Source organism: Microbacterium sp. I2 (assembly GCF_051364985.1).
GTDB lineage: Bacteria > Actinomycetota > Actinomycetes > Actinomycetales > Microbacteriaceae > Microbacterium.
In genome coordinates this window covers 58,973-82,482 of sequence record NZ_JBLWIH010000022.1, presented here as the reverse complement: position 1 = coordinate 82,482, position 23,510 = coordinate 58,973, and the positions used below count along the sequence as shown (strand labels likewise).

The window sequence follows — 23,510 nt, the reverse complement described above, 5'->3', positions numbered from 1 at the left end:
GAGTCGAGAGGGGGGTGCCACGTGACCGAGTCGATCGGCGTGATGCTGCGCCTCCTGGCCGAGTTCTTCGCGATGGTGGTGCGTCCCATCGCGGAGGTCATCGCGACCGTCGCCGCGCCAGGGGCAGGCGCCCTCACGGTGGCCGCAGCCACGACCGCCGCGGCCGCGCTCACGGCGCTCGCGCTGCTGGCCGTCGCTCTGACGCTGTTCGTCGGCCCTGCCCGCTCGGGCACCGCCACGCCGCACCCGCGGCGCGCGATCGCCGACTTCACCCGCCTCACCGAGACCCACCCGGATGCCCCGGGTCACTCTCGTCCGCGCGCACCGGGATCCGCGGCTTCGGCCGCGTAGCCCGACCCCACGCCGTCCCCCGCTCGTGTGAGCGCGGTCCGCCGTGTCCGCCGGTGCCGTCGTGGCCACACGCCACGACCCGCCACCGACGAACGGACACCTCCTTGGACCTCTACGCCTTCCCGCCCATCGCCGCGATCCTCGACGCGGCCTACGCCGGCCTCATGGCCCTGACCTCCCTGATCGAACCGCTCGCGGGATCGGCCGCCGCCGCAGCATCCGTCATCCTGCTGACCCTCCTCGTGCGCGCCGCGCTCATTCCCGCGGGCATCGCGCAGGCGAAGGCCGAGCAGACGCGCAGTCGTCTGGCGCCCAGGCTCAAGGCGCTGCAGCAGCGCCACAAGCGCGATCGCGAACGGCTTCAGCGCGAGACGATGAAGCTCTACGCCGACGAGAAGGCATCGCCGCTGGCCGGCTGCCTGCCGATGCTGGCGCAGGCTCCGGTGATCGCGATCGTCTACACGCTGTTCCTGCACACGTCCATCGCGGGGCACGCCAACGCCCTGCTCACCGAGCAACTGCTCGGCGTTCCGCTGGGCGCGAGCCTGGTCGGTGTCGTCGCCACCGGCGCGGCTGCACCGGCGACGCTCGCGGTGTTCGCGGGGGTCATCGTCGTGATCGTCGTGGTGGCGGAGATCACACGGCGTGCATTCCGGCCGCCCGTCGACGCTGGACCGGATGCCTCGCCGCTGGCAGGCGCGGGCATGGCCCGGGTCGCGGGGGCCCTGCAGTTCACGACAGCCGTGTTCGCGATGTTCGTGCCACTCGCCGCCGCGCTCTACCTCGCGACGACGGTCGCGTGGACGCTGGCCCAGCGCGTCGTGCTGCGCCGGATCTACCCGCTCGCTCCGGCGTGACCGGCGGCGCGCCGTGCACGGAGTCGGAGGTTCTGCCCGCCTCGGCGCGGGATGCACAGGTTGAGCTTGAGAAACCACAGGGAGGTTGAGACACCCCGCCTCCCGTGACTTCTCAACCTGCGCCTGGTTTCTCAACCTGCGCGTGGTTTCTCAACCCAGGCGACACACGACGGGACGGCGGGGGCAGGGTCGTGCGGGAGGATGGACGGATGCGCAGTCTCCAGTCCCTGACGGCCGACGGCCTCGCGTTCGTCGCGGATCGGCACCTCGCGACCCTGTCGACGATGGCGCGCGACGGGTCGATCCACGTCGTCGCGGTCGGGTTCACCGTCGAGGACGGCGTCGTGCGCGTGATCACCTCGGGCGAGAGCCAGAAGGTGCGCAACGTCGAGCGGGACGCGCGGGCGACGGTGGCGCAGGTCGCCGGCGCGCGCTGGCTGAGCATCGCCGGGCACGCCTCGATCGAGCGCGACCCCGAGGCCGTCGCCCACGCCGAGGCGCTCTACACCGCGCGCTACCGCCCGCCCCGTGTGAATCCACGGCGCGTGGTGATCCGGATCGAACCGACGCACGTCATGGCCTCGGCCGGCCTGCTCTCCTGAGCCCGCACGCCGCCGGGACGCGCCCCAAGCCCCGCACGCCACTGTCAAGCCCGTACCGCCCGCCGGCACGCACTGGCAGAGTCGTCAGCAGCGACGCCGACGGACGGAGGGCCGGGGTGCAACGGACGTTCGGGATCGAGGAGGAGTTCGTCCTGCTCGATCCGCACACCCTCACCGCGGTGGATCGGGCGCCGGAGGCCATCGCGGCGCTGAGCGGTGCGCGCGGCGCAGTCGGCAAGGAGTTCTTCCCGTCGCAGATCGAGTTCGCTTCTCCGATCTTCACGTCGGCGGCCGACGCGCTGGACGCGGTGTGGGCGTTCCGGCGCTCGCTGGCGGCCTGGGCGGGAGCGGCGGGGCTCGTCGCCGCCGGCACGGGCACACCGTTTCGCACCGGCCCCCGCCCCGAGATCAGCGCCGACGTCCGGTACGCCCACATCGCGGACGACATCGCGGGGGTCACGCCGGATCATCAGATCAACGGGCTGCACGTGCATGTCGGCATCCCCGACGCCGAATCGGGCGTGCACGCCTCGAACATGCTCCGGGTGTGGCTGCCGACGCTCCTCGCGCTTTCGTCGAACTCGCCGTACTGGCACGGCGAAGACACCGGCTTCGACAGCTGGCGCGCCATCCACAGCCGCCGCTGGACCACCTACGGCGTCCCGCCCTTCTTCCACGACGCCGCCGAGCACGAGGCGGTGCGACGGGCGCTGCGGGGTATCGGGGCGACGTCCGATCCGGGCACGATCAACTGGAAACGTGCGCCTGTCGGCCCGCTATCCGACCGTCGAGGTGCGCGTGTTCGATGCGCAGCTCGATCCTCGCTCGAGCGTGGCGCTGGCGGCGATCACACGTGCCCTCGTGGCATCCGCCGATCTCACGACGACAGCCGAGGCGCGAGACCGGCCGCCGGACGCGATGGATGTGACGGATGCCGCGCTCTGGCATGCGGCGCGCTTCGGGGTGGGCGCGACCCTCGTCCATCCGTTCTCGGGACGGGTTCTCGCCGCGCGCGATGTGCTGCACGTGCTGGACGACCGCATCCGGCCGCACCTGACCGATCGCACCGAGCGGGACCTGGTCGATGAGCTCATACGGCGATCGATCCGCGACGGCTCCGGCGCGACGCGTCAGCGCCGTGCGGGCGCGTCCGGGCTGGGCGGGCTTGCGCGGCTGTATCGCCACGAGCTCGCCGATGCCGGGGCCGTCACCGGGCTTTCAGCCTGACCCTGGCTTTCGAGTCGCGCACTTGGCGCCGATTCAGGGCTGCGAGTTGCCAAGTGCGCGATTCGAACGGGCGCCGGGCGCCGACAGCAGAACTTCGAGAAGCGCGAGCGCGGCGTCCTGCGGCGCGTCAGGGTCGAGCAGCCATTGGGTCTGCAGGCCGTCGGATGCCGCGATCACGAGTGCTGCGACGGCGAGGGGGTCGACGTCGGGGCGGATGCGGCCTGCCCGCTGGTTGCGACGGACGCGCTCGGCGAGGTCGGCGCGGGTGCGCGAGAAGCGCTCCGTCGCGAACTCCCTGGCCGCCGGATGGCCTACTTCGAGCGCCGTCGCGACCAAGGTCGAGTACAGCTGCACGAGTCCCTGCACCTCGCGGTTGGACTCCGTCCAGTCGCGCATCAGCTCGATGGGCGTGGCCTCGGGGTCGTCATGGTCGTCGGCGCCGCCGCGGGCCTCGGACGCGCGGTACACCGCGACGAGCAGCTCCTCGAGAGAGCCGAAGTAGTGCCGCAGCGCGGCGTGCGTGACGCCGACCTCCTCGGCGATCGCGCGCAGGCTCGTCCGATCCGAGCCGCGTCGCGCGAAGACCTCGATGGCGCGGTCGAGGATCTCCTGCCGGCGTGCCACCCCTTTCGCGTAGGACCCGCGCGGGGTGGGGACGAGCTCATCGGGCATGCCGTCATCCTAACCATGCAAAACCTCCACATGGAGGTTTTGCGTGCTACGTTGTCGGAGCGCGGATGAGATGCCGCGCGTCACCGACGACCCGAAGGAGCGCGACCGATGCCGGTCCAGACATCCATTCAGCTGTTCACCGTCAACGCGGCTCTCGAGGCCGACCTCGACGGAACCCTCGCCGCCGTCGCGGCACGCGGGTTCACGGCGGTGGAGCCGTACGACTTCGTGCGGCGCGCCGAGCCCCTCGCGGCCGCTCTCTCCTCCCGCGGACTGGTGGCGCCGACCGGGCACGCGTTCCTGGCATCGACCTCGTTCGTGAACCCCGACGGCAGCGGCACCACCCTCCCGGTGCCGGCGCCCGACGTCGTCTTCGACGCGGCGCAGACTCTGGGCATGACCACCGTCATCGACCCCTACACCGAGCCCGCCCGCTGGGAGCGCGTCGAGCAGATCGAAGAGACCGCGCGGCTGCTCAACGCCGCCGCCGAGATCGGCGCCGGACGCGGCATCCGTGTCGGCTACCACAATCACGCCCACGAGCTCGAGGTCACGTTCGACGGCAAGACCGGTCTCGAAGTGCTGGCCGACCTGCTCGACCCGCGCGTCGTGCTCGAGGTCGACCTGTACTGGGTCGCACGCGCGGGCGTCGACCCGGTGTCGCTGCTGCGCACCCTCGGCGACCGCGTGATCGCTGTCCACGTCAAGGACGGCACCCTCGACCCCGAGGCGATCGCGGCCTACCCACCCGCTGACCAGGTACCGGCCGGGCAGGGTGTCGTGCCGCTGCGCGAGGCCCTGGCCGCGGCATCCGCCCTCGAAGTCGCCATCGTCGAGTTCGACCACTTCCCCGGTGACCTGTACGACGCGATCGAGCAGAGCCGGACCTTCCTGGATGGGCTCGACCTCGACGGCGAGAAGGCGGCCGCCTGATGGCCGCGCCCGTCGGCGTCGGTCTCATCGGCGCGGGGAACATCAGCGATCAGTACCTCCGCAATCTGACGAGTTTTCCCGACGTGCGCGTGCTCGCGGTCGGCGATCTGCTCGAGGACCGCGCCCGCGCGCAGGCGGCCACGTACGACGTGCCGCGCGCCGGGGGTGTCGACGTCGTGCTCGGCGACCCCGACATCGACATCGTCGTGAACCTCACGATCCCGGCGGTGCACGTCGAGGTGTCCGAGGCCATCCTCGCCGCCGGCAAGCACGTGTGGACCGAGAAGCCGATCGGCATCGACCGCGACGAGTCGCAGCGCCTGCTTTCGAAGGCGGATGCCGCGGGCCTGCGCGTCGGCGTCGCGCCCGACACCGTGCTGGGCCCGGGCGTGCAGACGGCGAAGCGAGCCATCGCTCGTGGCGACATCGGTCGCCCTCTGTTCGCGCAGACGACGTTCCAGTGGCAGGGTCCCGAGCTCTTCCACCCGAACCCGGGGTTCCTGTACGCCAAGGGCGGCGGACCGCTGCTGGACATGGGTCCGTACTACGTCTCGGCACTCGTGCATGTCTTCGGACCGGTCGCCGCGGTTGCGGCGCTCGGGCTGCAGGGCGCGCCGACGCGGCGCGTGCAGGTCGGCGAGCTCGCGGGACAGGAGTTCGCGGTCGAGATCCCCTCGACCCTGTCGGTGCTCATGGACTTCGAGCACGGCGCACAGGCGCAGAGCCTCTACAGCACCGACTCGCCTCTGTACCGGCACGGCATCGTCGAGATCACCGGCACCGAGGGCACCCTCGTGATCCCCGATCCCAACACCTTCGGCGGGCCGATCACGATCACACGGCCGCTGACGAAGATGGTCGTGCCGCCCGAGCCCGTGGTGCAGGACGTGTTCGACGTGCCACAGGAGGGCGTGCTCGTCGGGCGAGGCCTCGGCGTGCTCGACATGGCGCGCGCGATCCGCGACGACCGCTCACACGTCGCGACCGGCCGGTTCGGCTATCACGTGCTCGACACGCTGCTCGCGATCGAGGAGGCTGCCGAGACCCGCACCTTCGTGAACGTCGAGAGCACGATCGACGAGGTCGGGGCCCTCCCCGCCGACTTCGATCCGCACGCCGCGACCCTCTGACGCCGGATTCCCGGATCCGGAAACCGGACATCGTGCGTGTTTCCGGAGCGCAGGGCCGCCCGCGCTCCGAAACAGCGCGAGAGTCCGGTTTCCGGATTCACCGAACTGACTCACCCACCAGAAACGATCGTTTCTGGTGGGTGAGTCAGTTCGGTGAATCCGGAAACCGGACATCGTGCGTGTTTCCGGAGCGCAGGGCCGCCCGCGCTCCGAAACAGCGCGAGAGTCCGGTTTCCGGATTCACCGAACTGACTCACCCACCAGAAACGATCGTTTCTGGTGGGTGCCCGGACCGCACTCGCATGAGGCCCGCCGCTACCGTCCCCCGAAAACGGCGTCCGGCAGACAGTTTCAGCGTGGTGGACATGGATGGGATCCCTTGTTTACGTCGGGATGGTCAACCGTCACGCTGGACGCTGAGGACCACAGAGGGATTCTGGGCCCGGTCGTCGGTTTCGTTCAACGACTCTGTGGGCGCGGAAGAGTCGGGGCCGCGGAAGAGCACGAAGATCATGAGGACGATCATGACGGCGACGCCGACCCACATCGCTTGCTGCCACCCGGCGATGAATGCGTCGTTCGCGGCGGCGAGAATCTGCTCCGCATGAGCCCCGGCCCTCTGGCTGATCGCGGTGGCGTTGGCGATGCCTTCGCGCGCTGTCGCCGCGAGCTCTTCGGGCACACCTGTAAGACGTCCGGTGATTGCGCCCTGGTAACCGGCCACCAGTACACCGCCCAGCAGAGCAATGCCCAAGGCTGCTCCGAGCTCTCGGGAGAGGTCGTTCAGGGCCGAGGCGACGCCCTGCTGCTCGCGAGGAAGGGATGAGGTGATCGCTTCGGTGGAGGGCGTCATCGCCAGGCCCGCACCGAGCCCCATCGCGATGAGTCCAGGGAGCACACTGAGGTATCCGCCGGCGGCGGAGACGAGCCCGGCCATGAGCGCGAGCCCTGCGGTGGCGATGGTGAGTCCGGCGACCATGGAGGCCCGGGCACCGATGCGTGCTGCCAGACGAGGGGCGAGTCCGGAGGCGAGCATCATCAGCAACGCCATGGGCATCATGGCGAGGGTGGAGAGCAGTCCGCTCCATCCGAGGACCACCTGGAAGAAGGGGTAGAGCACCAGGGAGATCCCGCCTTGCACGCCGAACAACACGAGCAGGAGCGTGGTGCCTGAAGAGAGGCCTCGGGTGCGGAAGTGCCGAATATCCAGGAGCGGGTACGGGGTGCGCAGCTCCCACAGGATGAAGCCGGCGGTAGCGAGCGCTGCCGCGATGAGCGGGATCAAGACGATCGGGTCGGCCCAGCCAAGAGACGGTGCTTCGTGCAGGGCGAAGGTGAATCCGACGGTCGCGATGATCGAGGTCAGCGCGCCCGGAGCGTCGAACCGGCCCGGCGCTTTCTCGCGGGAGTTCGGAACCGCGCGAGCACCGATGAGCATTGCCGCGACGGTGAGGATGATGGGCAGCGCGAACAGCCATCTCCAGGACGCGATATCGACCAGCAGGGCGGAGAGGTACATCCCCAGGATGCCGCCTCCTCCTGCGACCGCGGTCCACATCCCGATCGCCCGGGATCGTTCCTTGTCCGGGAACGAGGAGGTGATCACCGACAGAGTGACGGGCATGATCAGTGCCGCACCGATGCCGCTGAGCAGGCGCGCCGCGATCATGACCTCCATCACCGGGGCGACGGCGCCGGTGATGTTCGCGATCCCGAACACCGTCAGCCCCACGATGAGAACTGGCTTGCGACCCAGCCGGTCACCCAGTGCTCCCAGGGGCAGGAGGAGGGCCGCGAGGGTGAGGGTATAGGTGTTGATGATCCACAGCACCTGCCCCTGGGAAGCGTCGAAGGTCGTTGCCAGCTGCGGCTGAGCGACGTTGAGGCCGGTGACGGAGGCGACGACGGCCATCAATGCGATACAGATGGCCCACAGGATGGCGCGTCGGCGTCGTGGATCGCCGATGACAGCGGCATCTTCTGGGCCGGCGTGAGTGGCGTGAGTCATAGCGGGATGTGTTTCCTTTCAGGAACGGTTCTGTCCGGTGCTGATTGCAGGCAGGTTGACGCAGCGCCGAGGGTGAAAGACCTCGGCGCGCGAAGCGGGAAAGACGAGTCAGGTGAGTCGGTGGGCGCGCACGATCACGTCGCGCAATTTCACCGGGGAACCACTGGGGTAGACGGTGCGGGTGTTCTCATAGGCTGAGTCGATCCGCCATTCCGGAGTGCGGAACAGGTGGGTGATCCCCTCCAGCGTCGCCGTCGCCCCCTCGGGATGGTCGTGTCCGTGGTGGGCGTCGTGATGCTGACCGTGGAGATGTCCCACGATGAGGAGCGTTCCGCCAGGGGCGACCCAGGAGGCGATACGCCGGTACAACGGGAGTTGCCCGATCTGCGTGTGGGCGTAGTTGGTCACCACGAGATCCCACGTCCGCCTCGGCTCCCACCGCGACAAGTCGATCTCTACCCAGTCGATGTGCTCGCCCGCACCAGCGCTCACAGCACGAGCCTGCGCCTCCGCCAGTGCGGTCGCGGAGATATCGGCAGCCGTGACGGCCCAGCCTTGCTCGGCCAGCCAGAGCGATTCGATTCCGATCCCGCAGCCCGCATCCAGCACCGTGCCGACGTGCAGATGCGCGGTCTCGGCTGTCAGATAGGGGTTGACGGGGAGTGCGCGATCGCGGCCGGAGGTGCCAAGGCTCCACTGGCCCTCCCAATACTCCTTGTCGAACTCGGTCATCAGGCGGGCACCGCGTCGCGGTCCGCGGCACAGCCCTCTGAACCGCCATCGATGATCGCGATGTCGGATACGTGGTCGTGTGGGGTCCTCATTGCACTGCGCTCCCGCTCGTCTGTGATGTCGAACCAGGATCACCCGAACCGGCAACTTTGGCAAACATCCTTGCCAAATGGCAAACTCATGACATGAGCGAGAACACGGAGCACACCCTCGACACGGTGGGGCCCCGCTTGAAACACCTTCGACTGCGCCGCGACATCACCCTCACCACACTCGCTGTGGAGACCGGGATCTCCACGAGCACCCTCTCCCGGCTGGAGGCAGGACTACGGCGGCCAACTCTGGAACAGCTCCTGCCGTTGGCCCGCTACTACGGCGTCACCCTCGATTCTCTTGTCGACGCGCCTCGCACAGCCAACCCGCGAATCGATCTCCGCCCCATGTCCTGCGCCGACGGGTCGATCATCATCCCGCTCACCCGCCGCCCCGGAGGAATCCAGGCATACAAGTTCGTCCTCCCCACGGGCAGCGACGATGCGGCTCCAGACCTGCGATCCCATGAAGGGTTCGACTGGGCCTATGTGCTGAACGGCACTCTCCGCCTGGTGCTCGGCGACCAGGACATGCTCTTGCAGGCCGGCCACGCAGCCGAGTTCGACACTCGCACCCCGCACTGGTTCGGAGCGACCAGCGCCGGACCGGTCGAATACCTGAGCCTCGTCGGACGACAAGGCCAGCGCGCCCATGTACGCACGTCTGTCGGCGACCAATAGCACGAAGTCCCTCACGGTCTCTCGCGCCGCTCGTTCCCAGTCCACGTGCTCCAGGCTGAGATGCCGAAGCCCCCTCAGGACGAGCGCTGCGCGAGCGCGGCGCGCGCCGCCTCGACCGCTTCCGGCGTCGCGGGGTACCCGTGCTCCGCGCCCGGGAAGACCCTCGACCGCACCTCCGCGGCATAGGCGGCGACACCGCCCACCATCGCGTCGCCCACCTCGGCGTAGCGCTTGACGAACGCCGGAGCCCTGCCCTCGGTGATGCCGAGCACGTCGTGCATGACCAACACCTGGCCGTCGGCGCGACCGGCTCCGATTCCGATCACCGGGATCCGCAGTTCGGGCAGCACCACGTCGGCGACCTCGCCCGGCACCGCCTCGATCACGAGGACGCTCGCCCCCGCCTCCTGCACGGCCAGCGCCTCGCGCACGAGCCGCTCCGCGGATTCGGCGGTGCGGCCCTGCGCACGCATCCCGCCGAGCGCCGTCGCCGTCTGTGGGGTGAGGCCGATGTGCGCGACCACCGGGATGCCGGACGCGACGACCGCACGGATGCGCGAGAGCCGTGAAGGTCCGCCGCCCTCGAGCTTGACGGCATCCGCTCCCGCCTCCTTCACGAAGCGGACCGCGGTGTGCACCGCCTGCTCGTCCGAGACCTCGGTCGAGCCGAACGGCAGATCGCACACGACGAACGCTGAGCGAACCCCGCGACGCACCGCGGCGGCGAGCACGAGCATCTCGTCGACGGTGACCGCGACGGTCGAGTCGTAGCCCAGCACGACCTGCGCACCCGAGTCGCCGACGAGCACCATATCGACCTCGGCCTGCTCGGCTGTTCGCGCGGTCGGGTAGTCGTAGGCCGTCACCATGACGATCGGCTCGCGGGCGGCCTTCATCTCGGCCAGGCGCCGGAAGGTGATCTGGGGACGCATCATGGGCCTCCGGGGGTGAGAAGCGTGTTGTCGATCAGGCGCGTGCGGCCGACGCGGGCGGCGATCGCCACGAGCGCGTGTCCGTCGACGACCGCGACCGGCTCGAACGTCATCGGGTCGACGATCGCGATGTACTCCAGCTCGATGAGCGCTTCGGCGAGGACGTCCAGTGCGCGGCCACGCAAGACCTCGGGATCCCGGATGCCGGAGGCCGCGGCATGCGTCACCTCCTGCAGTGCGCGGGGAATGGCCAGGGCGCGCGCACGCTCGTCGGCACCGAGCCGGGCGTTGCGGCTGGAACGGGCCAGGCCGTCGTCGTCCCGCGAGGTCGGGCAGACCACGAGCTGCACGGGGATGTCGAGGTCGGCGACAAGGCGCCGCAGCACGCCCACCTGCTGCGCGTCCTTCGCGCCGAAGTACGCGGCGTCTGGGAGCACCGCGAGCAGCAGCTTGGTGACCACGGTCGCGACGCCGTCGAAGTGCGCGCGGCCCCGCTGCGCGCCCTCGAGCGTCTCGGCGACCGGGCCGGTGACGCTCACCGTCGTGGCGAAGCCGGCGGGGTACATCTCGCCGGCCGACGGGGCGAAGACGACGTCCACGCCCTCGGCCGCCGCCAGAGCGAGGTCGGCCTCCTCGGTGCGGGGATAGGCGGCCAGGTCGGCCTGCTCATCGAACTGCGTGGGGTTGACGAAGATCGACATGACCACGGTGTCACTGTCGGTCCGGGCCGCCCGCAGCAATGAGGCGTGGCCTTCATGCAGCGCACCCATCGTCGCGACGAAACCGATGCCGCCGGCGCGTGACTCACGCAAGGCGGCGCGCAGGTCTGCGACGGTGCGCACGACGATCACGAGGCGACCTCTCGCCGGCCGGCGAGTGCGCGCGTGGCATCGGTGAGGACGTCGAACAGCGCCACGCGCTCCGGCAGCCGCTCGGCCACGGCCGCGCGCTGTCGGGCGACGGTGTCGTCGTCGCCACGCGCGATCGGCCCGGTGAGCGCTCGCGCAGGACCGTGGTCGCTCCAGTTCTGCACGGTGGCGAGAACCAGCGGCATCAGCGCCTCGCGGTCGACGCCGGCGGTGGCGGCGAGGTCTTCGGCGAACGCCTCGAGCGTCACGAGGAAGTTCGACGCGATCGAGGCGGCCGCATGGTAGGCGGCGCGATCGGCTTCCGCGACCCGGAACGGGTGCATACCCAGCGTCGTCGCGAGCGCCTCGGCCGTGGTCAGGGCGTGCGGCGTCGATCCGGCGATCGCGGCCGGGACGCCCGAGAACGAGGTCTCGGGCCCCGTGATCGCGAGGAGCGGGTGGATGCTGAACGCCTCGTGGGGAGCGAGTGGCTCGAGCGACGTCGCCCCCGAGAAATGCCCCACCGAGCCCCCGGTGGCCAAGGCCGCAGCTGCCGCGCGGATCTCGGCATCCGGCACCGCCAGCAGCATGATGGCGGCATCGGACGCCGTCGCACCGCGACCGAGCGGACCCTCCACCTCGGCGCCGGCGGCCCGCAGCCCTGCGGCGATCGCGGTGCCGACCCTGCCGGCGCCGACGACCGCGATCGGCCCGTCGAGCACCGCACCGGCGGGAGTGAGGGGACGGTCGGGCATCGTCGTCGCCTCCCGTCGTACGCGGCCCGGGCTGGACCACGTACAAAAATACCCCGCGCTCCGGGCGCGGGGTCACGGCATCTCCTGCCACTACCAGGATAACGGCACAGGGGGGCCTTGCGGCAAGGGCCCCTCGGGGGCGCATACTTGTCGGTCGCGACGCGTCACCGTCGCGCCTGCGCCCCGGGAGTCGATGCCATGAACCCTGCCCTCATCAGTCCTTTCCAGCTTCCCGCCCGCCTCGCCGCCAAGGCCGATCCCGCACTGATCGCCGACGACGAGCTGCACTTCACCGCCGTCTCCGAGAGCCTCGAGCGCTCGATCGCGGAACTCTCCGACCGCCTCGAGTCCGTGCGCCGGCTGCCGGGCGGCGGCGGACAGGCCGCCCTCGAACGCGATCTCGAGATCCACCGGCTGTCGGCTCGCCTGCGGGCCCTGCGCCGCTTCACCCTCGACGCGTGCCTGGGCCGCATCGTGCCCGCCGACGGCGAACCGGTCTACATCGGACGATTCGGCCTCACTGACAGCACGGGCCGTCGCCTGCTCGTGGACTGGCGCACGCCCGCGGCCGAGCCCTTCTTCGGCGCGACGCATGCCCAGCCGATGGGTCTCATCAGTCGGCGGCGGTACCGGTGGACCGGCGGGCGCGTCACCGACTACTGGGACGAGGTCTTCACGCCCGAGGGGCTCGAACAGAGCACCCGCCATCACAGCGCCGCGCTCGACGACCAGTCCGCGTTCATCGCGAGCCTCGGGGCGAGCCGGTCCCCGCACATGCGCGATGTGCTCGGCACCATCCAGGCCGACCAGGACGCCATCATCCGCGCCGGGTCGCGCGGCGCCCTCGTCGTCGACGGCGGTCCGGGAACCGGCAAGACCGTCGTCGCACTCCACCGCGCGGCCTACCTCGTGTACTCCGACCCCCACTTGGGCGAAGGCCGCGGCGGCGTGCTCTTCGTCGGCCCGAGCCCCGCCTACCTGTCGTACGTGGCCGACGTGCTGCCGAGCCTCGGCGAGGAGAGCGTGCAGACGTGCACGCTGCGCGACCTCGTCGCCGAGGGCCGGGCGGCCTTGACCGAGCCCGAGCCCGAGGTGGCGCGACTCAAGGCCGACGCCCGCCTCGTCGATGCGATCGAGCCCGCCGTCGCGCTGTACGAGGAGCCGCCCGTCAACGGCCTCCTCGTCGAGACGCCGTGGGCCGACCTGTGGCTCAGCCCGGACGACTGGGCCGAGGCCTTCGAGTCCCCCGAGCCCGGGACACCGCACAACGAGGCGCGCGACCAGGTGTGGGAGACGGTGCTCGACATCCTCGGCGACCAGGTCGACGCCGAGGAGGTGCCGCTGCACCAGCTGCGGCGTGCGCTCGCGCACCACGAGCAGCTCGTCGCCACCTTCAACCGGGCGTGGCCGCTGGTGGAGGCATCCGTCGTCGTCTCGGACCTGTGGTCGGTGCCGGCCTACCTGCGCCGGTGCGCACCGTGGCTGTCGGCAGAGCAGGTCCAGAGCCTGCAGCGACCCGCGGACTCGCCGTGGACCACCGCGGACCTGCCGCTCCTCGACGCCGCGCGGCGCCGGCTGGGCGACCCGGGGGAATCACGGCGGCGCCGCGAGCGCGAAGCCACCCTTGCGACCGAGCGCGAGTACATGGGCCAGGTGATCGAGCGCCTCAAAGAGTCAGGCGACGAGCTGCTGCAGTGGATGGACGGCGACGATCTGCGCAACAGCCTCGTCGACGAAGCGGTGCTGCCCGGCGCCGACCCCGACCAGCTGGCCGGCCCCTTCGCCCACGTGATCGTCGACGAGGCGCAGGAGCTGACCGATGCGGAATGGCGGATGCTGCTGGCCCGGTGCCCGTCGCGCAGCTTCACGATCGTCGGCGACCGGGCGCAGGCAAGGCACGGTTTCGGTGAGACGTGGCAGGAGCGCCTCGAGCACGCCGGCCTCACCGACGTATCGCTCGCATCGCTGACGATCAACTACCGGACGCCCAGTGAAGTGATGGCCGAGGCCGAGCCCGTGATCCGGGCGGCGATCCCCGACGCGAATGTGCCGACGTCTGTCCGCTCGAGCGGCATTCCGGTCCTGCACGCGGCGACCGGGGAGCGGGACGCGATCCTCGACGAATGGCTCGCAGCGCAAGACGAGGGCATCGCGTGCGTCATCGGCGACGCGACGTTCGAGGGACGTGAGCGGGTGCGGTCCCTGACGCCGGAACTGGCGAAGGGCCTCGAGTTCGACCTCGTGGTGCTCGTCGACCCCGGACGGCTCGGCGTCGGCATCGAGGGCGCAGTGGATCGATACGTGGCCATGACACGTGCGACCCAGCGGCTGGTCGTGCTGGAGGGATAGGCGATCGCTAGCGTGTTCGCGTCGGCGAGACAACCCCGAGGTCAATCGCTCCGAAAGGGCGTAGACCTGTATCTGTGAAACGGGTCATCTATGCGGGAAGCGATTTTCTGACCGGGGATGCGATCGCCGCGGCACTGATGCGGTTCAGCGAGGCCCTGGCCGATGTCGGGCAGGCGGAGACGATTGCGATCCCCGCTCTCGGCGAGAACGGCGAGGAGAGCCGGGTCGAAGTGCTCGTCGGGCCGGCGAGCCAGATCATGGCGCAGGACGTGGACACGGAGCCGGCGGATCTGATCGTTCCGGAGGCCGTGGAGGCGCTCGAGGCGAGGATCCGCGCTCTCACGCCGCATGCCATCATCGCCGATGAGTGGCCCGAGCGGTCGGACTGGGACGGCAAGACGACGGACGTCATCTAAGAGGCTCGTGGACCCCGATCTCCGGGCCGCTCACGCGTGCTGCGGGATCGTGTAGGCGATGTGCACCTTGGATATCTCGCCGTCGAACGCGAACGGCATCTTGTCGACGTACGCACGCGAGACGGCGCCGCCGTACGCCCGGCCGATGTCGAGGCAGTCGTTGGCCGAGAACAGCAGCGGCGCGCTCACGGGGACGACGCCCGAGCCGACCTCTTCACCGTTGACGCGCAGCGTCACGCTCAGCGGTCCACCTGGCCGCGGCTCGACGTAGGCCGTCTCGATCTCGATCGTCGCTTCCCCCGCGGCCAGCGGTGCGGATGCCGCGATCGTGGTGCGCTGCACAAGGAACAGGTTGTACTCGTAGGTGAGCACCCCGTCGACCACGAAGCAGGTGAGACCACCGCCCGCGCCGCCGAGCTTGTAGAGGACGCCGTTCGCACCCTCACCCACGTTCGCCGTGATCGTGACGACGTTCGGCTTGTTGCCGAGCGCGGGCGCGCAGAACTCGGGCACGCGCACCGTGTCGCCGCCCATCTCCCACTGCGTGTACGGCACCGAGATGCGGTACTCCGGGTGGTAGACGGGTACCCACAGGCCGGCGCCCACCGGGAGCACCTCGTTCCTGGCGGCCTCGATCGCGAAGAGCTCCTTCAGCTCGGCGAGTTTTGCGGGGTTCTCGTTCGCGATGTCGTGCGCCTGACTCCAATCCTCGTCGAGGTGGTACAGCTCCCACGTGTCCTGGTCGGGTGTCCAGGTCGCGATACCGGGGGGCGCCCCCGGCACCCACGGCAGGCGCGGGCCGGTCGAGGACGCGATCCATCCGTCCGAGTAGATCGAGCGGCTCGCCATGATCTCGAAGTACTGCGTGCGGTGACGTCCGTCGGCGGAGGGATCGTCCACCGCATACGCGAGGCTCGTGCCGTCGATCGGATCCTGGTGGATGCCGTTCACGCTCTCGGGGTGCGAGATCCCGAGCACCTCGTAGATCGTCGGCGCGAGATCGATGACGTGGTGGAACTGCGTGCGGGGCTTCATTTCGGGCGCGATGCGCTCGGGCCACCGCATGAACATCGGGTTTCGTGTTCCGCCCAGGTGGGAGGCCATGAGCTTCATGCCCTGGTACGGCGTCGAGCCTGCCCACGCCCACGCCGCGTGGTACTGGTTGTCGGTCGCGGGAGTACCCAGCGCATCCAGCCCGCCGAGCTCCTCGAGGGCGGCCAGATGCTGCTCGATCGTGGTGGGGATCATGTTCTGCGCGAGCAGCTCGCTGATCGTGCCGTTCTGGCCCTCTCCGGAGGACCCGTTGTCACCCCAGATGTACACGACGAGCGTGTCGTCGGCGTAGCCGAGCTCTTCGAGAGCGTCGACGAGGCGCCCCGCCTGCACGTCGGCATGCTCGCCGAAGCCGGCGCACACCTCCATGAGCCTTGCCTGGAACGGCTTCTGGTCGTCGGGGATGTCGTCCCAGCCCTGCAGATTGTCGGGACGCGGAGTGAGCACCGCGTTGTCGGGAACCCAGCCTGCTGCCTTCGCACCCTCGAGTGCGCGCTCCCGATAGACGTCCCAGCCGTCATCGAAGGCGCCCTTGTACTTGTCGGACCACTCCTTCATGATGTGGTGCGGTCCGTGGATGGCGCCGGTCGCCCAGTACATGAAGAACGGCTTGTCGGGTGAGAGCGCCTTGTGGTTGCGCAGCCAGCCGATCGCGTCGTCGGCGATATCCTCGCTCAGGTGGTAGCCCTCTTCGGGCGTCTTCGGCGGGAGCACGCTCGTCGTGTTGCGGACGAGGTTGGGCTCGTACTGCGACGCCTCCCCGGCGAGGAACCCGTAGAAGTACTCGAAGCCGTAGCCGGTGGGCCAGCGGTCGTACGGCCCGGCGATCGTGGTCTCTTCGGCGGGGGTGTTGTGCCACTTGCCCCAGGCACCGGTCGAGTAGCCGTAATTGCGCAGCACCTCGGCGATGGTGGCGCTGCTCTTCGGGATGTGGCCCGAGTAGCCGTCCCAGTCGTTGGCGAGCTCGGCGATCTGGCCGTTGCCGACCCGGTGGTGGTTGCGGCCGGTCAGCAGGGCTGCCCGCGTGGGAGAGCACATCGCCGTGGTGTGGAACCGGTTGAACCCGATGCCTTCTTCGCGGATGCGGCCGAGCGTCGGGGTGTTGACCATCCCGCCGAGCGGCGCCGGCAATGCGGGACCGGCATCATCGATCAGGATGACGAGGATGTTGGGCGCGCCCTCGCCGAGGTGACGCTGCGGCGGCAGGGGCGAGTACGTCGACTCCGCGAGGGTCCGCCCGGCGATGCTGCCTGACGGCTTCGGCGGAAACGGGAGCGTCCGCGCCGGAGGCAGCGGTGCTCCGACGATGGAGGTGCGCGCGTCATCCGTCATGTCATTCCCCTTCGTCGCGTGGCTCGCCCGGCAGCCGGCTCGCCGTCTGGTCGCAACCATAGCGACGGGGGTGCGCGCGTCGCATCACTCGAAACGCGTGAAGGCGATCGGCCGGATCATGCGATCTGCATGGTGTGCCCGCAGCGCCGGAGCTGTGGACTGGACGGCACGCGAACATCGGCGAAGGGAGGCAGCGGTGGACGACATCGACCGGCTCCGGCTGTACTGCATCGACGCGCCGGAGCTCGTGGCCGATGCCGGAGACCTCTGGCAGGACACCCTCGACGAGCGCACTGCGGCGCTCGTCCGCATCGGCGCACTCATCGCGGCCGCGGCACCGGCGGCCTCGATGCGGTCCGCCGTCGAGGACGCCGTGTCGGCGGGGGTGTCGCTGCGTGAGATCGTGGCGGTGCTCGACGGCATGGTCGAGCTGGTCGGACTCCCGCGTGCGGTCGCCGCCGCGCCGCGGATCGCCGCGGCACTCGGCTATGCGGACGATCTCCTGCCGGATGCCCGGTGATGAGAGGTCGCTGCGGCGGGCTCACCCACCCAGCAGTCCGAGGACCCTCGCCCGCTCTACCGCGCCGTTGCGGGTGGTGACGGCGAGCTTGCGATAGATCGACCCCACCTCCGAGCTCACGGTGTTGCGGGAGATGAACAGGCGCTGGCCGATCTCGGCGATCGTCAGGTGCGTCTGCAGATAGGGCAGCAGCCTGAGCTCGGCCGGGGTCAGCGGCACGGACCCGCCAGCCGCCGGCTCCGCGTCGAGAGCGGTGCGCAGTTCGTCCACCTGGCCGGTCACCACACCCACGTCGGGGCGCTTGCGCAGCAGATCGTCGATCTCGCGGACGAGATGCCGTGCCGCCGACCGGTCGCCGACGGCCACGTGCGCCTTGGCGAGCTGGATGCGCGCCCGGATCGACAAGTGCGACAGCAGGTGGGTGCAGCCGATGCGCGATCGCATGGCCCGTGCGAGCAGCCGCTCGCCGTTCTCGCGATCGCCGCCGTGCAGGGCGACACGTGCGGCCACGGCGAGCGCGAGTGTCGTCGTGGGGTAGCCGTCCATGTGGCTGTCGTCGATCACGACCACACCACGGTCGGCGTGTCCGGCGGCGACGCCCCACTCGCCCGCCTCGATGGCGAGCAGCGCCAGCTCGGGCTCGCTCAGGATGATCGTGTCGGAGTTGCCCATGATCGTCGCGAGGTCGATCGCCTCCTCGAACGCCGTCTTCGCCGCGACGACGTCGTCGATCAGGAGGCAGGCGACCCCCCACAGGTGGAGCGCCTGGTCACGCCATGGACTCGTGGCCGGTTCGTGGCGGAGCGCGAACGCGGCATCGGTCACCACCTGGGCATGCCCCTGCTCGCACATCGATGCCCGCACCATCGCGCGGGCCGATTCGAACGGCACCTGATATTCCCCGGGAAGCGAGCCGGTATCGAAGGCGTCGAGACTGCGCGCCCAGCGCTCCCCCGCCGGGACGTCGCCCAGGAGCACCGCGGCCCATGTCACGATCACCAGCAGCGACGGGTGGGCGCGCACGCGGTCGTCTCCCAGCTCCGACACCCACCGCGTGATGGTTCCGATCTGGCCCCTCTGATACATCGGCAGGCCGAGGTCGGCGATGCGGTCTGCGGCGCGCTCGAGCTCTCCGGCGCGCAGCAGGTGCTCCACGGCCTGTGCCGGGGCGTCGTTGTCGTCGTGCCACCCCGCCGCGCGCCGGTGCAACTCTGCGACCGCGCCCGCGCCCTCGACACGCTCGAGCTCGGTCAGCAGGAACTCCCGGAACAGCGCGTGAAGGCGATACCAGTTGCGCCGACGGTCCACGGCGACGAGGAACAGGTTGGCGGCTTCGACCTCGCGCAGGCGGCCGCGCGCATCCTCGATGCCCAGCACCGCGTTGCAGGATGGGGCCGAGAGCTGCTCGAGCACGGCCGTTCGACGCAGGAAGGCCTGCATGTCCTCGGGGAGGCGCATGACGCACTCGCGATACAGGTAGTCCGCCAGGTAGCGATCGTCACCGGTGATGGATGCCGCGTCCCCGCCGCTTCGGGCGACCAGTGCGCACAGGAACAGACCGGTCGGCCATCCCTCGCACCGCTCGACGATGGACTCGAGATCGGCGTCTTCGACATCGACCGCTCCGGCCTCGTCGAAGATCGTCCGAGCGGCGGAGTGATCCAGCGACAGCTCCGCCGTCGTGATCTCCTCCGCGTCCCCCACGGCGCGCAGCCGTCCGATGAGGGGCAGTTCACGACGACTGGCGATCACGACCTGAGACCCTTCGGGCAGCCGTGCGAGCAGGATCTCCAGCGCGTCCTGACAGCCCGGAGAGTCCGCCCAGTGCAGATCGTCGATGAAGAGGACGAAGCTCCGGGGCGCCGCCGCGAGCGCACCGGCCAGCAGTGGCGCCGATCGCCCGAGCGCGGACGCGCCGACCCCGCGCATGTCGGCGATGACGGCATCGATGGCGGGGGCGAGCGCGGCCGACGCCGCGGCGATCACGGACAGGAACGATGCCGGATCGTCGTCGGCGCGGTCCAGCGACACCCACGCCACGTTCCGCGTCTCGATCGCCGCCCACTCGGCGAGCAGCGTCGACTTGCCGTAGCCGGCGGGAGCAGTCACCGACACGACGCGTGCAGGGCTCGCGCGCACTCTGTCGATCAGCCGCCGTCTGCTGACGGTGCCTTGGCGGAGCGGAGGGGTGTGCATCTTGCTGCTGAGCAGCATGGACTGCAAGCCGGGCTCCCCGCGGACCGGCTCGCGGAGAGTCTCCGCCATGTCGCGATCCTAGGGGTGCGGCAGACCCGCCGACAACCGCCAAGGCATCGGGGGCACGCGGCTAGCTCGAGGGCTCGGGCGATGTGCCGGTGCCGCCGGCATCGCTGGACTCGGCCTGCCAAGAGGCCCACAGCGCCGCGTACTCGCCGCCCAGCGCGACCAGCTCGTCGTGCGGACCGGCCTCGACGATGCGGCCGTCGCGCATCACGATGATGCGGTCGGCGTCGCGGGCGGTGTGCAGGCGGTGCGCGATCGCGATCACGGTGCGCCCCTCGAGCACACGGTCCAGGGACTGCTCGAGGCCGCGAGCGGCGCGGGGGTCGAGCAGCGAGGTCGCCTCGTCGAGCACGAGCGTGTGCGGGTCGAGCAGCACCAGACGGGCGAGCGCGACCTGCTGCGCCTGGGCGGGCGTGAGCACCACGCCGCCTGATCCGACGACGGTCTCGAGACCGTGCGGCATGGCACGCATCCACCGGATCGCACCCACCACCTGCAGCGCCTCCTCGAGCTCGCTGTCGCGGGCGTCGGGAGCGGCCAGTCGCAGGTTTTCCGCGAGCGTGCCGACGAACACGTGATGCTCCTGCGTGACGAGCGCGACGTGGTGTCGCAGCACCGGCAGCGGAATGCGCATGACGTCGGCCCGGCCGAGCGTCACCTCCCCCGCCGTGGGCGACGTGATGCCGGTGAGCAGCCGCGCGAGCGTGGACTTGCCCGAGCCGGACGGCCCCACGATGGCGACGCGTTCGCCGATCTGCGGCACGAGATCGACATCGCGCAGCACGTCGACCCCCTCCCGATACGAGAAGCGGATGCCGCGGGCGGCGAGCTGCTCGTCGTCCGGGGTCTCGTCGGCCTCCGGCCGATCGCTGGGCACCTCGCCGACTCCGACGATGCGGGCCAGCGCCGTCGTGCCCACCTGGAGCCGGTCCATCCAGTTGACGAGCTCCTCGACGGGTCCCGTGAGCTGCATCGCGTAGAGGGCGATCGTCGTGACGTCGCCGGCCGATGCCAGCGCTTGCCCCATCAGAAACGCGCCCCACAGCAGCACCGCGATGACGGGGATGAGGAACCCGAGAGTCGTGAGCGGGTACCACACGCTGCGCAGGCCCAGGGTGTAGCGCTCGGCCGCGTTGCGGGCGGCGAGCGCGCGATCGATCTTGAGCCGCTGCACCGGCGCCAGGTCGAGCGCGTCGATCGTGCGTGCACCCTCGACCGTCTCGTTGATCACGCCGACCAGCCGGCCATACGTCGCCAGCTGACGCCGGTAGCCGGGACCGGAGCGCTTGAGGTACCACCGGCTGCTCAGCGCGATGAGCGGCACTCCGGCGAGGACGCCGAGCGCGACGAGCGGGTTGATGATGAATGCCGCGCCCAGGGTGAGGATGACCGTCATGCCGGTGACGAGGATGCGGGGGATGCCGAAGCGCACGGTCTGCGCGACGGCATCCACGTCGCTGGTGGTGCGTGAGAGGAGGTCGCCGGTTCCGGCGCGTTCGACGACGCCGAGCGGCAGCGACGTCACGGTGCCGAGGAACTCCTCGCGCAGCCGTGCGAACACCGACTCCCCGAGCCGCAGCGACCACAGCTGCGCGAACCGGGTCACGAGCGCCTGGGCGAGCACGGCACCGGCCAGCAGCAGGAACATGCCGTCGATCGTGGACATGCCGGCGTCGCCGCCCGACAGCGCATCGATGATGCGGCCGATGACCCACGGTCCGACGAGGCCGGCCAGCGCGGCGACGGCGTGCAACGAGATGACGAGCAGCAACTCGCCGCGGTGACGGCGGATCAGGACGCGGGCGACGCCCCGGACCTTGTCGCCGGCGGCGACCGGAAGCGTGGTGTCGCTCATTCGCCCGCCTCCTCACGCGCGGTGGGAATCGCCCCGGTCTCGGTCGCCCTGGTCCATAGCGCCTCGATGGAACCCGTCCACGCGGCCTCCAGCTCTTCGCCGGCCGGCGGCTCGACGTCGCTGGTGGTCCGCGCGACGATGCGCCGATACCGCGCACCCACAGGGTCCTCGCGGCGGAGCAGCTCGCTGTGGGTGCCCGACCCGACGACGCGGCCGCCGCGCATCACGTGGATCACGTCCATGCGGTCCAGCAGCAGCGGGCTCGCGCTCACGACGACCGTCGTGCGGCCCGCCCGCGCACGGTGCAGCCGCGCGGCGATCGTCGCCTCGGTGTTGGCGTCGAGCGCGCTCGTGGGCTCGATGAGGACCAGCACCTCGGCATCCGTCAGCAGAGCCCGTGCGAGACTCAGCCGCTGCCGCTGGCCGCCCGACAGGACGCTCGCGCGCTCGGGCACGTCCTCCTCGAGGCCGGCGGGCAGCGCCTGCACCGCATCGTCGGCGGCGGCCACACCGAGCGCCTGGTCGATCTTCGCGCGACGGGCCGTCGGCGACGGAGCGCGGTGCGGGGCGCGAACGCTCTGCGTGTCGAGCCCGTCGCGCAGCCGACCCGTGAACAGGTGGGGCGTGGCGTCGCTGACGACGATGCGGCGCCTCACCTCGCGCACCGGGACGGTGGTGTGGTCGACTCCGCCCCACAGCACCGGCGCGATGGTGTGCTGGCTGTCGTCGAAACGCCCGAGCCTGGTCGCAACCTCGGCTGCGGCATCCGGGTCCTCGTCGACGAGCGCGGTGAAGCGACCGGGGGCGATCACGGCGCCCGACGCGACGTCGAGGATCTCGGCGCTCCCTTCGGGAGCGGACTGCGGGCGCACCGGGTCTTTGACCGCACGTTGCACGCGCAGCACCTCGAGCACGCGGCCGGTCGCGACGAACCCCCGCGCGAACGCCTGGCTGGCCTCGACCGTGGTGCGCAGCGGAACGATGAGGAACACGGAGTAGCCGTAGAACGTCACGAGCTCGCCAGGGCTGATCTCACCCGTGAGCACGAGCCGCGCGCCGAACCACACCACCGCTGCGACGAACAGTCCGGGCAGCAGGATCTGCAGTGCGTCCAGCCACGAGCCCAGCCGCGCCACGTCGATCGCGCGGCGGCGCAGGTCCGCCGAGCGCCGCACGTAGCGCTCGACGAACTGCTCCTCGCCGCCGATGCCGCGGAGCACCCGCAACCCCACGACGGTGTCGGCCGCGAGTTCGGTGAGCGCACCCTGCTCGCGGCGCCACGCCGCCTGCCGCCGCGCGAGCGGCCGCACGAACAGCGACAGCACGGCCACGAGCACCGGCATCCCGACCAGCACGAAGAGCCCTAGTGCGGGAGAGGTGAGCATCGTGATGAGCCCGACGGCGACGTAGGCCACGACGCCGCCCGAGAAGCGGGCCGTCACGTCGAACATCTCGCCTACGCGCAACGCGTCGTTCGCGACGGTCGAGGCGACCTCGCCGGCCGAGCTGTCGCTGGCGATGGCCGCCCCCGCCTCTGCGCTGTGGTAGCCGATGATCCGAGAGACGCCGAGCGAGGACCGTAGCCAGTTCGACACCGCCATGCGGTGACGCAGCACGGCGAACAGCGCCTGCGCGATCGCGATGGCGCCGAGGCCTGCGCACCACGGCGCGACCCCGGCGAGGCCGTCGTCGAGCCCCGCGTCGACGGCCCGGCCGAGCAGGTACGGCCAGATCACCTGGCAGAGCATCCACAGCACGCCGAAGACCACGCCCCCGATGAGCGTCGCGGGCTGCCGCGCAGCCTGCCACAGCAGCAGGCGCAAGGGTGACCCGGTGGGAGCCTGCAGGGAGCTCACGAGAGTGGACCTTTCAGTTCTCGTTTCGTGCCGGATGTTTCGTGGCG

At 70.5% G+C, this 23,510-nt stretch carries 20 protein-coding genes and 1 pseudogene; 11 read left to right on the top strand and 10 right to left on the bottom strand.

Annotated elements, in window-relative coordinates; genetic code table 11:
* Positions 1–21 precede the first annotated feature (21 nt).
* The 5 genes and pseudogenes from ACLKM7_RS15945 to ACLKM7_RS15925 all read left to right on the top strand — a co-directional run bounded on the left by ACLKM7_RS15945 (position 22) and on the right by ACLKM7_RS15925 (position 3,037).
* Entirely contained in the window at positions 22–351 is a 330-nt protein-coding gene (locus ACLKM7_RS15945; RefSeq protein ID WP_436448145.1) for a DUF6412 domain-containing protein, read from the top strand.
* A gap of 104 nt (positions 352–455) precedes the next feature.
* Entirely contained in the window at positions 456–1,208 is a 753-nt protein-coding gene (locus ACLKM7_RS15940) for a YidC/Oxa1 family membrane protein insertase (RefSeq protein WP_436448144.1), read from the top strand.
* Positions 1,209–1,417: 209 nt separating this feature from the next.
* Positions 1,418–1,810 carry a PPOX class F420-dependent oxidoreductase gene (locus tag ACLKM7_RS15935; protein WP_436448143.1) on the top strand — a complete coding sequence of 131 codons (393 nt, stop codon included), beginning with the start codon at positions 1,418–1,420 and terminating at the stop codon, positions 1,808–1,810.
* A gap of 116 nt (positions 1,811–1,926) precedes the next feature.
* Positions 1,927–2,532, top strand: a pseudogene (locus tag ACLKM7_RS15930) (carboxylate-amine ligase); the annotation flags it as partial.
* 37 nt (positions 2,533–2,569) lie between these two features.
* A complete protein-coding gene (locus tag ACLKM7_RS15925; RefSeq protein ID WP_436448427.1) occupies positions 2,570–3,037 on the top strand; it encodes a hypothetical protein in 468 nt (155 codons plus the stop codon).
* Between the two features lie 33 nt (positions 3,038–3,070).
* On the opposite strand, the gene ACLKM7_RS15920 is transcribed toward ACLKM7_RS15925, so the two are convergent.
* Positions 3,071–3,709 (bottom strand): TetR/AcrR family transcriptional regulator, encoded by a 639-nt coding sequence (locus ACLKM7_RS15920; protein WP_436448142.1) that lies wholly within the window; start codon positions 3,707–3,709, stop codon positions 3,071–3,073.
* Positions 3,710–3,817: 108 nt separating this feature from the next.
* Here ACLKM7_RS15920 and ACLKM7_RS15915 point away from each other — a divergent pair, with 108 nt between their 5' ends.
* Together ACLKM7_RS15915 and ACLKM7_RS15910 are read left to right on the top strand one after the other, a co-directional pair.
* Complete coding sequence (locus ACLKM7_RS15915; protein WP_436448141.1) at positions 3,818–4,642, top strand: sugar phosphate isomerase/epimerase family protein; 825 nt, start codon at positions 3,818–3,820, stop codon at positions 4,640–4,642.
* Entirely contained in the window at positions 4,642–5,772 is a 1,131-nt protein-coding gene (locus tag ACLKM7_RS15910; RefSeq protein WP_436448140.1) for a Gfo/Idh/MocA family protein, read from the top strand. Before ACLKM7_RS15915 ends, ACLKM7_RS15910 begins: the two co-directional genes overlap by 1 nt.
* A gap of 397 nt (positions 5,773–6,169) precedes the next feature.
* Here the strand turns inward: ACLKM7_RS15910 and ACLKM7_RS15905 are convergent, their stop codons facing one another.
* Both ACLKM7_RS15905 and ACLKM7_RS15900 read right to left on the bottom strand, forming a co-directional pair.
* A complete protein-coding gene (locus tag ACLKM7_RS15905) occupies positions 6,170–7,780 on the bottom strand; it encodes an MFS transporter (protein ID WP_436448139.1) in 1,611 nt (536 codons plus the stop codon).
* A 108-nt stretch (positions 7,781–7,888) separates the two neighbouring features.
* Complete coding sequence (locus ACLKM7_RS15900; RefSeq protein WP_436448138.1) at positions 7,889–8,512, bottom strand: class I SAM-dependent methyltransferase; 624 nt, start codon at positions 8,510–8,512, stop codon at positions 7,889–7,891.
* Positions 8,513–8,697: 185 nt separating this feature from the next.
* On the opposite strand from ACLKM7_RS15900, the gene ACLKM7_RS15895 reads away from it, so the two are divergent.
* Entirely contained in the window at positions 8,698–9,285 is a 588-nt protein-coding gene (locus ACLKM7_RS15895) for a helix-turn-helix domain-containing protein (RefSeq protein WP_436448137.1), read from the top strand.
* Positions 9,286–9,359: 74 nt separating this feature from the next.
* Here the strand turns inward: ACLKM7_RS15895 and panB are convergent, their stop codons facing one another.
* From panB to ACLKM7_RS15880, 3 genes are read right to left on the bottom strand one after another with little or no spacing between them, the layout of a single operon-like run.
* Entirely contained in the window at positions 9,360–10,220 is an 861-nt protein-coding gene (gene panB, locus ACLKM7_RS15890) for a 3-methyl-2-oxobutanoate hydroxymethyltransferase (RefSeq protein ID WP_436448136.1), read from the bottom strand.
* Entirely contained in the window at positions 10,217–11,068 is an 852-nt protein-coding gene (gene panC, locus ACLKM7_RS15885; RefSeq protein WP_436448135.1) for a pantoate--beta-alanine ligase, read from the bottom strand. The genes panB and panC overlap by 4 nt, the downstream gene beginning before the upstream one ends.
* On the bottom strand, positions 11,065–11,820 hold the full coding sequence (locus ACLKM7_RS15880) for a DUF2520 domain-containing protein (RefSeq protein WP_436448134.1): 756 nt from the start codon (positions 11,818–11,820) through the stop codon (positions 11,065–11,067). Before ACLKM7_RS15880 ends, panC begins: the two co-directional genes overlap by 4 nt.
* 198 nt (positions 11,821–12,018) lie before the next feature.
* Between ACLKM7_RS15880 and helR the strand changes: the two genes are divergently transcribed.
* On the top strand, positions 12,019–14,169 hold the full coding sequence (helR, locus tag ACLKM7_RS15875) for an RNA polymerase recycling motor ATPase HelR (RefSeq protein WP_436448133.1): 2,151 nt from the start codon (positions 12,019–12,021) through the stop codon (positions 14,167–14,169).
* Between the two features lie 74 nt (positions 14,170–14,243).
* Positions 14,244–14,585, top strand: coding sequence for a hypothetical protein (locus ACLKM7_RS15870; RefSeq protein WP_436448132.1), 342 nt, complete (start codon positions 14,244–14,246; stop codon positions 14,583–14,585).
* 30 nt (positions 14,586–14,615) lie between these two features.
* Here ACLKM7_RS15870 and ACLKM7_RS15865 read toward each other — a convergent pair whose 3' ends face one another.
* Positions 14,616–16,970 (bottom strand): arylsulfatase, encoded by a 2,355-nt coding sequence (locus tag ACLKM7_RS15865; RefSeq protein WP_436448131.1) that lies wholly within the window; start codon positions 16,968–16,970, stop codon positions 14,616–14,618.
* Positions 16,971–17,166: 196 nt separating this feature from the next.
* Between ACLKM7_RS15865 and ACLKM7_RS15860 the strand changes: the two genes are divergently transcribed.
* Positions 17,167–17,490: a carboxymuconolactone decarboxylase family protein gene (locus ACLKM7_RS15860; protein ID WP_436448130.1), complete on the top strand. Its 324-nt coding sequence runs from the start codon at positions 17,167–17,169 to the stop codon at positions 17,488–17,490.
* A gap of 21 nt (positions 17,491–17,511) precedes the next feature.
* On the opposite strand, the gene ACLKM7_RS15855 is transcribed toward ACLKM7_RS15860, so the two are convergent.
* From ACLKM7_RS15855 to ACLKM7_RS15845, 3 genes are all read right to left on the bottom strand, one after another.
* Positions 17,512–19,755 (bottom strand): AAA family ATPase, encoded by a 2,244-nt coding sequence (locus ACLKM7_RS15855; RefSeq protein WP_436448129.1) that lies wholly within the window; start codon positions 19,753–19,755, stop codon positions 17,512–17,514.
* A gap of 61 nt (positions 19,756–19,816) precedes the next feature.
* A complete protein-coding gene (locus tag ACLKM7_RS15850; RefSeq protein ID WP_436448128.1) occupies positions 19,817–21,607 on the bottom strand; it encodes an ABC transporter ATP-binding protein in 1,791 nt (596 codons plus the stop codon).
* The gene (locus tag ACLKM7_RS15845) at positions 21,604–23,463 is read right to left on the bottom strand and encodes an ABC transporter ATP-binding protein (protein WP_436448127.1); all 1,860 of its coding nucleotides are present in this window, start codon (positions 23,461–23,463) and stop codon (positions 21,604–21,606) included. The genes ACLKM7_RS15850 and ACLKM7_RS15845 overlap by 4 nt, the downstream gene beginning before the upstream one ends.
* Between the last annotated feature and the right edge of the window lie 47 nt (positions 23,464–23,510).